The sequence below is a fragment of the Rugamonas sp. genome (genome assembly GCF_025354735.1).
GTDB lineage: Bacteria > Pseudomonadota > Gammaproteobacteria > Burkholderiales > Burkholderiaceae_D > Rugamonas.
This window is the reverse complement of sequence record NZ_JANXMI010000051.1, coordinates 1-11,909: the sequence shown is the minus strand read 5'-3', so window position 1 is coordinate 11,909 and position 11,909 is coordinate 1. Positions and strand designations below refer to the sequence as shown.

The window sequence follows — 11,909 nt, the reverse complement described above, 5'->3', positions numbered from 1 at the left end:
GGCCATGCCGGTGGCGCCGGTGATGAGCAGCGGACCGAAGTAGGGCATGATGTGCAGCAGCCCCGACACCACGGCCCAGGCGCCGGCGTTTTCCAGGCCGATCAGGCGCAGCGCGACCCACATCAGCAGCGCCAGCAGGCCGTTGGTGACGAGCAGCATGAACATATAGTTCTGGATCGAGGTATTGATATCTTCGAGGATGTGGACGGTGATCTTCTTCTTGCTCAGCGACGGCCCGGTCAGCTTGACGAGCTTGCGCTTGAAGGTGTCGCCCGACAGCAGCAAAAAGAACACGAGGAATATCACCATCGTGGCCTGGCCGAGGAAACCGGCCACGCCCATCGAGCCGGCCCAGACCCAGTCCATGACCTTGATGCCGCCCTCGGCCGGCGCGGCGGCGGGACGGGCGGCGCGGCGCGACTGGGCGCCGGCGGTGGCTTGCTCGAGCTCGTTGGCGACGGCCTGGATGCGCTGGATCGCGTTCGGTCCCTTGCCGACGTCGGCCGTCAGCGCGTGCGACAGTTTATGGGCGGCGGTCGGCAATTGTTCGACGATGGACTGGAATTCGCCCTGCACCTTGTCCACGATGAGCGCCGAGCCGAACAGGATCAGCGCGGTGACGGCCGTGGCGCCGGCCAGGCGCGGTATCTTCAGCCGTTCCAGCCAGCACACCAGCGGATTGAGGGTGTAGGCGATCAAGATGCCGAGCAATAGGGGGACGAGGAAATTCTTGGCCCATTGCAGGGCGAACACGAAGGAGACGGTGGCAATGATGCCCAGCGCCAGCCCGCGCGCGTCGACGTGCAGCGGATAGCGCAGCGGCGCGCCGTTGGTGGGCGCGCCGGCGGAAGGCAAATCGGGAGCGGCGAGGGACGGCTCGGCTGCGCCTGCATCGGCAGCGGCATCAACCTCGGGTAAGACGGTGGCAGGCGTGGTGGACATGGCATCTCGCAACTAAAACGGCCCGCGGCGACAAGGTGGGAGCGGCGCGGCGGCCGTGGTGACGGGCGCCGCGCCGCTCCAGCGCGTTGAATTACTTGACGCGGATGTCGTTCTTGACTTCTTTCACGCCCTTGACGTGGCGGGCGACGTCGCCGGCTTTCGAGATGTCGGCAGGCTGGGCCACGAAGCCGCTCAGCTGCACTACACCCTTGAAGGTTTCCACGTTGATCTCGGTCGATTTCAGGGTCGGCTCGTTGAAGATTTCCGCTTTGACCTTGGTGGTCAGCACGGAGTCATCAACGTATTCGCCGGTGCCTTCTTTGGTGGCGGTCGACGCGCAGCCGGCGGTGGCCAGCAGCGATACGGTGAACAGGGCGGTAGCGATTTTGTGGGCGATTTTCATGGTGAGACTCCTCGAAGTGGTGAAACAAAATGCTCAAGATGAGCGTTGACCAGTGGACTAGCGGCACTGGTGGGTGCGGCTGCCGGCATTCCATTGCGTTGCCGATGTAGACGTTTTACGTGGATAGGCGGTGGCCATCTGTACGCTATCGAACACAACAAGCTTTTTTGATTGCAATACCTTCGAGGCGGCAAAATCGGCGCGGGCATGGCCGCCGACGGCGCCGAATTGCGATGCGGATATGAGTGCGGCAGCGCACAGACCCGCCGCGCTGGCATGGCTATTCTGACATCATACTTTTCAGGAGGACACATGATGAAGACCACTCACATACTGGCGGCAACGATGATCGCCGGCACCGCCCTGCTGTCCGGCTGTGCCAGCAATTCCTCGCCGACGCGGGACATGAGCTACACCAATCCGAACGACGCGGCCACCTACGGCAGCATCGATTCGATCCAGCTCATCAAGGTGGAGTCGCCCAATAGCGGCGCCGGCGCCGTGACCGGCGGCCTGGTCGGCGCCCTGCTGGGCAACCAGATCGGCTCCGGCAGCGGCCGCACCGCCGCCACCGTGGCCGGCGCCGTCGGCGGCGCCGTGGTCGGCAACGATGTCGAGAGCAGCCGCAACACGCCGCACGATATGTACCGCATCAGCGTGCGCATGGACAACGGCGACTACCGCACCGTCGACCAGGACAGCGTCTACGACCTGCGCACCGGCAACCGCGTGCACCTCGTCGATGGCCGCGTCTACCGCTATCAATGACACAAATAACGACCGTTAAATTGTTTACCGTTCCCTCCAGGCCGGCGACACCGGTCCAGAATTTTTATCTCAACCAGGAGTAAGTCATGGGCACCATCATCTTAATTATTCTGGTACTGGCCTTGATCGGCGCACTGCCAACCTGGCCGCACAGCCGCAGCTGGGGCTACGCGCCGTCCGGCGTCACCGGTCTGATCGTCGTCGTGCTGTTGATTATGTTGTTGACAGGCAGGTTGTAACACCATCTCAACCAGGGGCGCCACGGCGCCCTTTTTGCATTAGGGAGTCCATCATGAAACGCATCCATTTGGCTTGCTTGGCGGTATTACTCGGTAGCGCGCTGGGCGCCGCGGCGCAGGAATCGACGCCGCCGGAAGTGGCCGCGCACCAGCGGCAGGAACTGGCGCACGGCGATCCGGCGCGCTGGTATCACGACGACGCCTCGGCCGCCGCGCAAAAGAGCAATCTGCGCAAGGAAATCGGCGCCGCGCTGCAACAGGCCAACTACGAATGCAAGCGCGGCCCGGCCGGCGAGCGGGCCGCCTGCCTGAGGGAGGCACAGTCCAATTACCGGCGCGACATGACCAATATCGACCAGCTGCGCACGTCGACGCGCGGCTGACCCTTGAGCGCGCCGAGCGCCGAGCGCCAAGCGACGGGGCGGCCTTATGCCGCCTTGTCGGCCTCGTCGTGCCGCTGCAGTTCCAGCGGCGGCAGTTCATGCACCACCAGCGGCGTGTCCTGCGTGACGAAGGATAGCCAGCCGGCGGCCTTGATGGCGCGCAGCGCGTCCTGGTAGCCCTGGTCCCAGCGCCACTCGATCGAGCCCTTGGAAAAATTGATGTCCTTGGCCGCCATATTCCAGTCGCGGCCTGCGTACGGCAGGCGCACGATGTGCAGGATGCTGTCGCCGCCCAGCGCCGCCAGTTCCTTGGCGCTGTCGGCCGTCTTGGCTGACTCCGGCAGGGCGCGGTACAGCGCGCGCATCTTTTGCTGCATGCGGTGGGTCGCCACGTAGTCGTCGATGTGGCGCCGCGAGCGCGACGCGAACGTCACGTCCTTCTGGCGCGTGGCGATCTCGTCCAGCGTGGTCGGCTCGGGGCCGTCGGCCGCCCACAGGTCGACCATGAAACACAGGGTGTCGACGCCGGCGCTGTCGTCGAGCACGGTTTCCAGCGGCGTGTTCGAATACAGGCCGCCGTCCCAGTACAGGTCGCCGTCGATGCGCACGGCCGGGAAGCCGGGCGGCAAGGCGCCGCTGGCGCGGATGTGGTCGGCGGTGATGTCGCGCTCGGTGTTGTCGAAGCTGGTCAGGCTGCCGCACGTCACTTTCAGCGCGTTGACGGTGAGCCGGATGCCGCCCGCCGCATTCAAATAATCGAAATCGACGAGTTCATTGAGCGTCTCGCCCAGCTCGCTGGTGTCGTAGAAGCTGGCCTGCTCCGGCGCCACCGGGAAGCCGGCCGGGAACAGGCTGAACGGGCGCGGCTTGAAGAAGCCGGCCACGCCGCGCACCAGCGTGTCCATGGTTTGCAGCCAGATGTTGGAGCGGCGCTGCTGGTCGGACACGCGCGTCATGTCGGTGGGATCGCGGTGCGAGATTTTTTCCCAGAACTGCTTCAGGCGCGCCAGCCGGTCTTCGGTCCGGTTGCCCGCCAGCAGGGCCGCATTGATGGCGCCGATCGACGTTCCCACCACCCAGTCCGGCACCAGCCCGTGTTCATGCAGCGCGTGATAGACGCCGGCCTGGTAGGCGCCGAGCGCGCCGCCGCCCTGCAGCACCAGCACGACACGCAAACCGGCAGGATTGAGTTTGTTGAGAGTCTTGGCCAAGATGTGCTCCTTTGAGCGGTGGATGGGGTCGGATCATTGTACGGGATTTCCGCCGGCGCATGCGCCGCCCAAAAAAAAGACGCCGCGGTGGGCGGCGTCGTCGGTGGGCGGCGTCGGATTGCGCCGTCGGCCTTGCCGGCCCTTAGTGCGGCCGGCCTTCCTGGCGCTTGCGGTGCAACAACCAGGCCCCGCCCAGCGCGGCCACGGCGGCCACGCCCAGCACCGGCTTGAGCAGTTTCTTGCGCCAGATAAAGGAGCCGGTGGTCAGCAGATAGGGCATCAGCGACTTGAAGTTGATGCCGCTCAAACCGCCCGGCTGCATCAGCGCGCCGAAACGCGCCCGCGCCAATGCCGCCGCGTGATCGACCGCGCCGTGCAACAGCGCGTCCGGCTGCAAGGCCTCGCCGACCATGGCCTTGGCGTGCATCAGGCTGAGCCGGTACAACTGGCCCTCCTTGATCAGGCGCTCCTTGTTGGCCGCGGCCATGCGTTCGCTTTCCGTGCTCATCGATGTACGCTCATGTGGATGCTCATATTGGACTCCGTTTCACAGCAGCATGTCGCGGTCGGACTTGAGCTCGGCCATGGTGGCCGGCAGCGACAGCTTGCCCTGCCGTATCATCGCCACCGCGTACCAGGCCAGGCCCAGCGCGGTGAAGGCGAACAGCGCCGCCAGGATCGGCAGTATCTTCCAGCCCAGCGCATCCCAGGCCAGATAGACGACGGTGACGGTGCCGTAGGCGAGGGCGAAACAGGCCGCCATCACCGCCAGCGCGAACACCATCACCAGTTGCAGCAGATGGGCCCGCGCGTCGGCCAGCTCGACGGCCGCCAGCTCGACGCGCGACAAGATCAGCCCGAAGGCGTTCCTGGTGACCGCCCCCAGCGAGGCGATCAGACCCGGCGACGCGGGCTTGTCCATGACAGATCCGGCCACGGTGCTTATTTACGGCCGAGTATCACGCCCACCAGCAAGCCGACGCCGGCCGCGGCGGCGATCGAACGCCATGGATTTTCCTTGACGTAGACATCAGCCGACTTGGCCATTTCCTTGCTCGCCTCGAGCGCGCTCTGCTGCGCCTCGTGCGCCTTGGCCAAGGCCGTGTCGAGCGCGCGCATGCCGCGGCCGCGCAATTCCTCGGCCTTTTCGCCGGTCAGCGCGGTGGCCGCCACGAACAGGGCCTGGGCATCCTTGACCAGGGTTTTGACGTCGTTGTTCACGGTACTGATGTTATTTTCCAGCATGATGTAGCTCCTGTTATGGTGTTTAAAGTGAGATTGCAATGTGATAGCTGGCGGTCATGCGGCTTATTCAAGCAGGTCACGCATATCGTCGGCGTGCTCTTCTTCCACCGCCATGATCTTAATCAACAAATGGCGCGTGGTCGGATCCGTGTCGCCGATTTTCTCTATCATCTGGCGGTAGGACTCGATGGCGACGCGCTCGGCGATCAGGTTGGCACGGATCATCGCCTTGACGTCGTCCGAGTCATCATACTCGGCATGGCTACGGCTAGGCAACGTTGCCGGATTAAAATCAGGTTTGCCGTTCAGCTGGACGATGCGCTCGGCCAGCCAGTCGGCGTGTTCCTGCTCCTCGTTGGCGTGCTCGAGGAATTCGGCCTTGATGGGACCGTTGGACAGTCCGCTGACCGTGTAGTAATGGCGCTTGTAGCGCAGCACGCAGACCAGCTCGGTGGCCAGCGCGCCGTTCAACAGCGCGATGACGCCTTCGCGGTCGCCCTTGTAGCCGTCGGTGACGGGGCCGTCGTCCAGGTTCTTGGCGGCGGCGCGGATGGCGGCGGTGTCGAGACCGGTTTCGGTGAAATGTGCTTCAGCCATGATGTTCTTCCTCGATTAAATGAACGGCGTTTATCAGCGGCGGGCGGCGATCGGGTTGCCGTTTTGCGACAGCACGATCTCGACGCGGCGGTTCAGCTGGCGGTCGCCGCTGCTGTCGTTGGCGGCCACCGGATAGGCTTCGCCATAACCCTTGGTGGCGACGCGGTCGGCGCTCACGCCCAGGCCCACCAGCGCGGCGCGCACCGATTCGGCGCGCCGTTGCGACAGTTCCAGGTTGTGGGCGGCGCTGCCGGTGCTGTCGGTGAAGCCTTCGATCAGCACCGAGCGTTCCGGATTTTGCGTCAGCACGGTGGCCAGCTTGCGGGCCGTGGCCATGCCGTCGGCGCTCAGTTCGGCGCGGTCGGTGTTGAACAGCACGTCGCTGAGCGTGATGACCATGCCGCGTTCGGTTTGCTTCGCTTGCAGGTCCGCCAGTTCGGCGGCCAGCGCGGTGGCGCGGGCCTGGGCGTCGGCCGTGGCGGCGTTGGCGTTGGCGGCGTCGTTCTGCGCCTGCATCGCCTGCATGCGGGCCTGGTCGGCGGCGGCCTTGGCCTGGTCCGCTTCCTGGGTGCGCTGCTGCAGACGCACTTCATCGCGCTGGCGGCTGGCGTCGGCGATATTGGCCTCGGCCGATTTCTGTTTCGCCACTTGCTGGGCGGTGGCGATCTTTTGCGTCGCGATATAGGCCAGCTGGTCGATGTGTTCCAGGCTGTCGTTCTTGGCGGCGGCGTCGTTGGCGCGGTTGAGCGCGTCGCTCGCGGCCTTGAATTCCAGCGGCGCGCTGGCGGCCACGGAAGGATTGTTTTGCGCCGCCATGTAGTCGCCGCGTGCGCGGTCGAGCATGCTGGTGGTGGTCGGCGTGCTGCTGCAGGCGGCCATGAACAGGGAAACGGCGAACACGGCCGGGATAAAGGTCAGTTTTTTCATGATGGACTCCTGAATTATTGGTTGGCGTTGGCGTTGCTGCGATTGAGTTCGTCGCGCATGGCGTTGACGCTCTGTTGTACTTCGTTGGCGGCGCTGGTGGCCTTGGCCGAGTTGGCCTTGCTCTGCGCCAGTTGCGCGTCGGCGGCGGCCAGGTCGGCCCATTCCTTGGCGGCCTTGTAATCCTTGGCGGCCAGGGCCTGGTTGGCTTTCATCATTTTGTCGCGGGCCGAGGTCAGCTCGGCCGGGGCCAGGTCGGCGGCGCCGGAACTGGTGGCGCTGTCGACGGCGGCGCGCGAGACGGCGACATCGGCGGTGGCCGGCGTTTTGTCGCTGGCGCAACCGACGGCGGCGATGGCGATGACCAGGCCGCTCAATAACTGCAAGGTGCTGCGATGAAGACGAGTGCTCATTGTTTTTCTCCTCAAATTAACTGTTGATCGAAAGGTCTTGCATACGATGGATACCGTTATAGGCGCTTGGATCGCGGCGCTCAGTACGGTGCCGCACATTGCGTAGATAACTGACATCATTACCGGGCTGATGAAAAAAATATGCAGCACCGTCCGCATCGGCTATGCTGCGCAAACACCACCCTAAGAGAAGCACACCATGTCCCTGCCGCGCCGCACCCGGATCGCCCTGGCCGTCGCCGGCGTGCTGATCGCCGTCCCCGTGATCGCCGTCGTCGCCATCGAGCGCTACGACTGGAACCGCGCGCGGCCGTGGCTGAACGACAAAATCGGCACGGCGCTGCAGCGCCAGTTCGCCATCCGGGGCCCGCTGTCGCTGACGTGGCAACGGCCGGCCCTGCCGCCGTCGGTCCAGCGCGGCTGGCGCGACTACCTGCCGTGGCCGCACCTGCTGGCGCAGGACGTCCACCTGGGCAATCCGGCCGCGATGGTGCAGGCCGGCGCGCCGCCGGAAATGGCCAGCGTCGGCCGGTTCGACTTCTCGCTCGATCCCTTCGCCCTGCTCCATCACAGCGTCGCCATCCCCGTGCTGCGCTTCGACGCGCCGGCCCTGCTGCTGCGGCGCGCGGCCGACGACAGCAACAACTGGACCTTCGGCGATCCGGACCGGCCATCGAGCTGGCATCTGGACATCGAGCGCATCATCTTCACCAAGGGCACGGTGCATTACGTGGCCGACAACCGCGACCCGAAAAAACGCGCCGACGTCAGCGCCAACATCGACACCGTCAACGCCGACCCGCGCTACGGCGTGGCCTGGACCGTCAAGGGCCTGTGGAACCAGCAGCCCGTCAGCGGCGGCGGCAAGGCCGGCGCCGTGCTGTCGCTGCAACGGCAGACGGCGCCCTATCCGCTGGCGGCCGACCTGACCGTGGGCGCCAGCAGCGTGGCCATCGTCGGCACGCTGACCAAGCCGACCGCGCTGACCGCGCTCGACCTGCGCCTGAAAGTGGCGGCGCCCAGCATGGCGCGGCTGTACGGCCTGACCGGCGTGGTGCTGCCGGAAACGCCGCCCTTCGCCACCGAGGGCCATTTGACGGGCGAGCTGGGCGCGCACAGCAGCCACTGGACTTACGATCAGTTCACCGGCCGCGTCGGCGGCAGCGACATAGGCGGCAAGCTCGACTACCGTTCCGGCGCGCCGCGCGGCCTGCTGTCGGGCACCGTCGCGTCCAGGCTGTTGCAATTTTCCGACCTCGGCCCGCTGATCGGCGCCGACTCCAACGCCAGCAAGGCCGCCCGCGGCGAGACGGCGGTGCAGCCCAGCGACCGCGTGCTGCCGACCGAGCCCTTCCGCACCGAACGGTGGACCAGCGTCGACACCGACGTCCGCTACCAGGCCCGGCAGATCGTGCGCGACAAGGATCTGCCGCTCAGCAACCTGGACACGGTATTCCATTTGCACGACGGCGTGCTGGCGCTGACGCCGCTCAATTTCGACATCGCCGGCGGCACCTTGAAGTCGACCGTCAAGCTGGACGGCAGCGGCAAGGTCAGCAAGGACGTCATCCGCGCCGAACTCAAAGCCACAGCGCGCCACCTGGAACTGAAGCAGCTGTTCCCGACGCTGCCGTCCCTGCAGGCCAGCGTCGGCAGCGTCAACGGCGACGCCGCGCTGACGGCCGTCGGCAATTCCGTGGCCAGCCTGCTCGGCAGCTCGAACGGCGAAGTCAAGACCCTGATCGACCAGGGCACGATCAGCAAATTGCTGCTCGAAGAAATGGGCTTGAACATCGGCAACGTGGTGTTGACCAAGCTGGCCGGCGACAAGCAGGTCAAGCTCAATTGCATGGCCACCGATTTCCTCGTCACCAACGGCCTGATGCAAACGCGCAGCTTCATCGTCGACACCGACGACGCCACCCTGAACGTGACCGGCACCATCAACCTGGCCAACGAGCAGCTCGACATGACGCTCAAGCCCGACAGCAAGGGCTTGCGCGTGTTCTCCTTGCGCGCGCCCTTGTATGTGCGCGGTCCGTTCAAGCATCCCGACGTCAGCGTCGACAAGGGCGTGCTGGCGCTGCGCAGCGGCGGCGCCCTGGCGCTGGCGGTGCTGGCGCCAGTGGCCGCGCTGGCCCCGCTCATCAGCACCACCAGCGGCGGCAACAGCGGTTGCGCCGCGCTGCTGGCGGCGGCCCGGGCCCAGCCCGTCGCGCCGCCGCCGGGCAAGACGCCGGCGCTGCATCCGGCCCGGCCGGGCCACCGCTAACGGCCTCTTGCGTCGCCAGCGCAACTTTTTACAACAGTGTGCGTTGGCGAACAGAACTTCTTTGTCCGATTCCGTACTCTGGCCTTGTCGGTGCAGGCGTTGCCACATGAACGCACAGCATCTCTTAACAGGAGCCAGAAATGAACCGTCTTAAATGCATACCAGCCATCGTCGCCGCGCTGATGTTAACCACGGTCGTCGGCTGTGCCGCCACGTCCGACCATGAAAGCACCGGCCAATATGTCGACGACGCGGCCCTCACCACCAAGGTGAAAGCGGCCATCGTCAACGAGCCCACGCTGAAGGTAAGCGAAATCAATGTTGAAACCTATCAAGGCAAAGTCCAGCTGAGCGGCTTCGTCTCTTCCCAGGACGACATCAACAAGGCCGTCGACGTGGCCCGCAACGTCAATGGCGTCAAAGAAGTCAACAACGACATCCGTCTGAAATAACATTTAAAACACTCAAGGAGAAACACCATGAACGCCATCAAAAAAATCGCCACCGTCGCCACCCTGACCGCTGCCGTGCTGGGCCTGAGCGCCTGCGCCGGCATGTCCAACCAGGATAAAAACACCGCCGTCGGCGCTGGCGTCGGCGCCGTCGCCGGCTCGGTCCTGACCGGCGGCAGCCCGATCGGCGCCGTCGGCGGCGCCGCGGTCGGCGGCGTCATCGGCAATGAAGTGAGCAAGCCTACGCACTAAGCGCTCAGCGCGACGCGTCGTAAAAAAAGCGGACCCGCGCAGGCCGGCTTTTTTGACAAGGATAGCCGCTTAAACGCCGGCTTCGCCTTTTTTGATCCACGCCGCCAGCTGGTGCGGACGCAGGCCGTCGTAGTCCTCGAACGGCTGGTGTATCCACGGGTTGTGCGGCAGTTCTTCCATCTGGTAGTCCGGCTTGAAGGCCGAGCTGCCCTTGGTCCAGATCACGGCCGATTTCACTTCGGTCACGCCTTCGAAGTTGTCGGTCAAATGCTTCATCACCTTGATGAGGGTGACGCCGGAATCGGCCAGATCGTCGACCAGCAAGATGCGGCCGGCCAGCGGGCCCTTGGTCATCGTCATGTATTTGGCGATGTCGAGGTCGCCGCGCACGGTGCCCGCTTCTTCGCGGTAGGAGCTGGTCGACAGGATCGCCAGCGGCACGTCGAAGATGCGCGAAAACACGTCGCCCGGACGCACGCCGCCGCGCGCCAGGCACAGCACCTGGTCGAACTTCCAGCCCGATTCGTAGACCTTGAGCGCCAGTCGCTCGATCAGGCGGTGGTATTCGTCCCAGCTAACCCAGAGGTGTTTTTCGTTCGATTGCGGATTCGTCATGAAAGCTCCTCGGTGGTTTATTCGAACGGGTGGCGCAGGACGATGGTTTCTTCGCGGTCGGGACCGGTGGACACCATGTCGATCGGCACGCCGACCAGTTCTTCGATGCGCTTGATGTAAGCGCGGGCCGTGGCCGGCAGCGCGGCCAGCGACTTGGCGCCGACGGTGCTTTCGGTCCAGCCGGGCATCGTTTCGTAGATCGGCACGCAGCGCGCCGCTTCTTCGGCGCCGACCGGGAAGATGTCGACGTGCTGGCCGTCGATGGTGTAGCCGGTGCACAGTTGCAGCGTTCCCAGGCCGTCGAGCACGTCGAGCTTGGTCAAGCACATGCCCGACACGCCGTTGATCTGCACCGAGCGGCGCAGCAGCGCGGCGTCGAACCAGCCGCAGCGGCGTGCCCGGCCCGTGACGGTGCCGAATTCGTGGCCCACTTGCGCCAGGTGGTGGCCGACGCCGGCGTCGGTCGGCAGTTCGGACGGGAACGGGCCCGAGCCGACGCGCGTCGTGTACGCCTTGGTGATGCCGAGGATGTAGTGCAGCATGCCGGGACCGACGCCGGCGCCGGCGGCGGCATTGCCGGCCACGCAGTTCGACGAGGTGACGAACGGATAGGTGCCGTGGTCGACGTCCAGCAGCGAGCCTTGCGCGCCCTCGAACAGCAGGTTGGCGCCGGCCTTGTGCGCGGCGTACAGCGCGCTGGAGACGTCGGCCACCATCGGACGCAGGCGCGGCACGTAGGCCAGCGCGTCGTCCAGGGTCTTCTGATAGTCGACCTTGGGCGCCTTCAGATAGTGTTCCAGCACGAAGTTGTGGTAGTCCAGGTTCTCGGCCAGCTTTTCTGCGAAACGGCTTTCGTTCAGCAGGTCGGCGACGCGGATCGCGCGGCGCGCGACCTTGTCTTCGTAGGCCGGGCCGATGCCCTTGCCGGTGGTGCCGATCTTCGCTTCGCCCCGCTTGGCTTCACGCGCCAGGTCGAGCGCCGAGTGGTAAGGCAGGATCACGGGGGCCGCGTCCGACACCTTCAGGCGCGACGCGACTTCCACGCCGACCTTTTCCAGCTTGTCGATTTCGCGCAGCACGTCCGGCACCGACACCACCACACCGTTGCCGATGTAGCAGGCCACGCCCGGGCGCATGATGCCCGACGGGATCAGTTGCAGCGCGGTCTTGACGCCGCCGATGACCAGCGTGTG

Annotated in this window: 17 protein-coding genes; 6 read left to right on the top strand and 11 right to left on the bottom strand. The window is 65.3% G+C overall.

What is annotated here, in order from left to right; genetic code table 11:
- Nucleotides 1–819: AI-2E family transporter (locus Q0S71_RS05620; RefSeq protein ID WP_295992645.1), on the bottom strand; the 819-nt coding region annotated here is incomplete at its 3' end.
- A 214-nt stretch (nucleotides 820–1,033) separates the two neighbouring features.
- The gene (locus tag Q0S71_RS05615) at nucleotides 1,034–1,345 is read right to left on the bottom strand and encodes a BON domain-containing protein (RefSeq protein WP_295992639.1); all 312 of its coding nucleotides are present in this window, start codon (nucleotides 1,343–1,345) and stop codon (nucleotides 1,034–1,036) included.
- Nucleotides 1,346–1,660: 315 nt separating this feature from the next.
- Between Q0S71_RS05615 and Q0S71_RS05610 the strand changes: the two genes are divergently transcribed.
- The 3 genes from Q0S71_RS05610 to Q0S71_RS05600 all read left to right on the top strand — a co-directional run bounded on the left by Q0S71_RS05610 (nucleotide 1,661) and on the right by Q0S71_RS05600 (nucleotide 2,735).
- Nucleotides 1,661–2,113, top strand: coding sequence for a glycine zipper 2TM domain-containing protein (locus Q0S71_RS05610; protein WP_295992641.1), 453 nt, complete (start codon nucleotides 1,661–1,663; stop codon nucleotides 2,111–2,113).
- A gap of 86 nt (nucleotides 2,114–2,199) precedes the next feature.
- Complete coding sequence (locus Q0S71_RS05605; protein ID WP_295992637.1) at nucleotides 2,200–2,352, top strand: DUF3309 domain-containing protein; 153 nt, start codon at nucleotides 2,200–2,202, stop codon at nucleotides 2,350–2,352.
- Nucleotides 2,353–2,405: 53 nt separating this feature from the next.
- A complete protein-coding gene (locus Q0S71_RS05600; RefSeq protein WP_295992633.1) occupies nucleotides 2,406–2,735 on the top strand; it encodes a hypothetical protein in 330 nt (109 codons plus the stop codon).
- Nucleotides 2,736–2,779: 44 nt separating this feature from the next.
- On the opposite strand, the gene Q0S71_RS05595 is transcribed toward Q0S71_RS05600, so the two are convergent.
- The 7 genes from Q0S71_RS05595 to Q0S71_RS05565 all read right to left on the bottom strand — a co-directional run bounded on the left by Q0S71_RS05595 (nucleotide 2,780) and on the right by Q0S71_RS05565 (nucleotide 7,125).
- Entirely contained in the window at nucleotides 2,780–3,946 is a 1,167-nt protein-coding gene (locus Q0S71_RS05595) for a patatin-like phospholipase family protein (protein ID WP_295992630.1), read from the bottom strand.
- Between the two features lie 142 nt (nucleotides 3,947–4,088).
- Nucleotides 4,089–4,454, bottom strand: coding sequence for a hypothetical protein (locus Q0S71_RS05590; RefSeq protein WP_295992627.1), 366 nt, complete (start codon nucleotides 4,452–4,454; stop codon nucleotides 4,089–4,091).
- A 39-nt stretch (nucleotides 4,455–4,493) separates the two neighbouring features.
- Entirely contained in the window at nucleotides 4,494–4,868 is a 375-nt protein-coding gene (locus Q0S71_RS05585) for a phage holin family protein (protein WP_295992625.1), read from the bottom strand.
- Between the two features lie 20 nt (nucleotides 4,869–4,888).
- Nucleotides 4,889–5,191 carry a YqjD family protein gene (locus tag Q0S71_RS05580; RefSeq protein WP_295992623.1) on the bottom strand — a complete coding sequence of 101 codons (303 nt, stop codon included), beginning with the start codon at nucleotides 5,189–5,191 and terminating at the stop codon, nucleotides 4,889–4,891.
- 63 nt (nucleotides 5,192–5,254) lie between these two features.
- Nucleotides 5,255–5,788 carry a ferritin-like domain-containing protein gene (locus Q0S71_RS05575; protein WP_295992621.1) on the bottom strand — a complete coding sequence of 178 codons (534 nt, stop codon included), beginning with the start codon at nucleotides 5,786–5,788 and terminating at the stop codon, nucleotides 5,255–5,257.
- 33 nt (nucleotides 5,789–5,821) lie between these two features.
- Nucleotides 5,822–6,715, bottom strand: coding sequence for an OmpA family protein (locus tag Q0S71_RS05570; RefSeq protein ID WP_295992620.1), 894 nt, complete (start codon nucleotides 6,713–6,715; stop codon nucleotides 5,822–5,824).
- Nucleotides 6,716–6,729: 14 nt separating this feature from the next.
- Nucleotides 6,730–7,125, bottom strand: coding sequence for a DUF4398 domain-containing protein (locus tag Q0S71_RS05565; protein ID WP_295992618.1), 396 nt, complete (start codon nucleotides 7,123–7,125; stop codon nucleotides 6,730–6,732).
- 199 nt (nucleotides 7,126–7,324) lie between these two features.
- Between Q0S71_RS05565 and Q0S71_RS05560 the strand changes: the two genes are divergently transcribed.
- The 3 genes from Q0S71_RS05560 (at nucleotide 7,325) to Q0S71_RS05550 (ending at nucleotide 10,101) form a co-directional block, all read left to right on the top strand.
- Nucleotides 7,325–9,397, top strand: a complete 2,073-nt coding sequence (locus Q0S71_RS05560) for an AsmA family protein (RefSeq protein ID WP_295992615.1) — start codon at nucleotides 7,325–7,327, stop codon at nucleotides 9,395–9,397.
- A 140-nt stretch (nucleotides 9,398–9,537) separates the two neighbouring features.
- Nucleotides 9,538–9,849: a BON domain-containing protein gene (locus Q0S71_RS05555; RefSeq protein ID WP_295992613.1), complete on the top strand. Its 312-nt coding sequence runs from the start codon at nucleotides 9,538–9,540 to the stop codon at nucleotides 9,847–9,849.
- Nucleotides 9,850–9,876: 27 nt separating this feature from the next.
- Nucleotides 9,877–10,101: a glycine zipper 2TM domain-containing protein gene (locus Q0S71_RS05550; protein WP_295992584.1), complete on the top strand. Its 225-nt coding sequence runs from the start codon at nucleotides 9,877–9,879 to the stop codon at nucleotides 10,099–10,101.
- A 69-nt stretch (nucleotides 10,102–10,170) separates the two neighbouring features.
- Here Q0S71_RS05550 and Q0S71_RS05545 read toward each other — a convergent pair whose 3' ends face one another.
- Complete coding sequence (locus Q0S71_RS05545; protein ID WP_295992581.1) at nucleotides 10,171–10,716, bottom strand: phosphoribosyltransferase; 546 nt, start codon at nucleotides 10,714–10,716, stop codon at nucleotides 10,171–10,173.
- Nucleotides 10,717–10,733: 17 nt separating this feature from the next.
- Nucleotides 10,734–11,909: adenylosuccinate synthase (locus tag Q0S71_RS05540; protein WP_295992579.1), on the bottom strand; the 1,176-nt coding region annotated here is incomplete at its 5' end.

What these genes read in the sequence shown, in the direction of transcription:
- Q0S71_RS05610 (WP_295992641.1), top strand. Translation starts at nt 1,661, where the DNA reads ATGAAGACCACTCACATACTGGCGGCAACGATGATCGCCGGCACCGCC.
- Q0S71_RS05555 (WP_295992613.1), top strand. Translation starts at nt 9,538, where the DNA reads ATGAACCGTCTTAAATGCATACCAGCCATCGTCGCCGCGCTGATGTTA.
- Q0S71_RS05590 (WP_295992627.1), bottom strand. Translation starts at nt 4,454, where the DNA reads ATGAGCACGGAAAGCGAACGCATGGCCGCGGCCAACAAGGAGCGCCTG.
- Q0S71_RS05560 (WP_295992615.1), top strand. Translation starts at nt 7,325, where the DNA reads ATGTCCCTGCCGCGCCGCACCCGGATCGCCCTGGCCGTCGCCGGCGTG.
- Q0S71_RS05600 (WP_295992633.1), top strand. Translation starts at nt 2,406, where the DNA reads ATGAAACGCATCCATTTGGCTTGCTTGGCGGTATTACTCGGTAGCGCG.
- Q0S71_RS05615 (WP_295992639.1), bottom strand. Translation starts at nt 1,345, where the DNA reads ATGAAAATCGCCCACAAAATCGCTACCGCCCTGTTCACCGTATCGCTG.
- Q0S71_RS05580 (WP_295992623.1), bottom strand. Translation starts at nt 5,191, where the DNA reads ATGCTGGAAAATAACATCAGTACCGTGAACAACGACGTCAAAACCCTG.
- Q0S71_RS05565 (WP_295992618.1), bottom strand. Translation starts at nt 7,125, where the DNA reads ATGAGCACTCGTCTTCATCGCAGCACCTTGCAGTTATTGAGCGGCCTG.
- Q0S71_RS05550 (WP_295992584.1), top strand. Translation starts at nt 9,877, where the DNA reads ATGAACGCCATCAAAAAAATCGCCACCGTCGCCACCCTGACCGCTGCC.
- Q0S71_RS05545 (WP_295992581.1), bottom strand. Translation starts at nt 10,716, where the DNA reads ATGACGAATCCGCAATCGAACGAAAAACACCTCTGGGTTAGCTGGGAC.
- Q0S71_RS05585 (WP_295992625.1), bottom strand. Translation starts at nt 4,868, where the DNA reads ATGGACAAGCCCGCGTCGCCGGGTCTGATCGCCTCGCTGGGGGCGGTC.
- Q0S71_RS05575 (WP_295992621.1), bottom strand. Translation starts at nt 5,788, where the DNA reads ATGGCTGAAGCACATTTCACCGAAACCGGTCTCGACACCGCCGCCATC.
- Q0S71_RS05570 (WP_295992620.1), bottom strand. Translation starts at nt 6,715, where the DNA reads ATGAAAAAACTGACCTTTATCCCGGCCGTGTTCGCCGTTTCCCTGTTC.
- Q0S71_RS05605 (WP_295992637.1), top strand. Translation starts at nt 2,200, where the DNA reads ATGGGCACCATCATCTTAATTATTCTGGTACTGGCCTTGATCGGCGCA.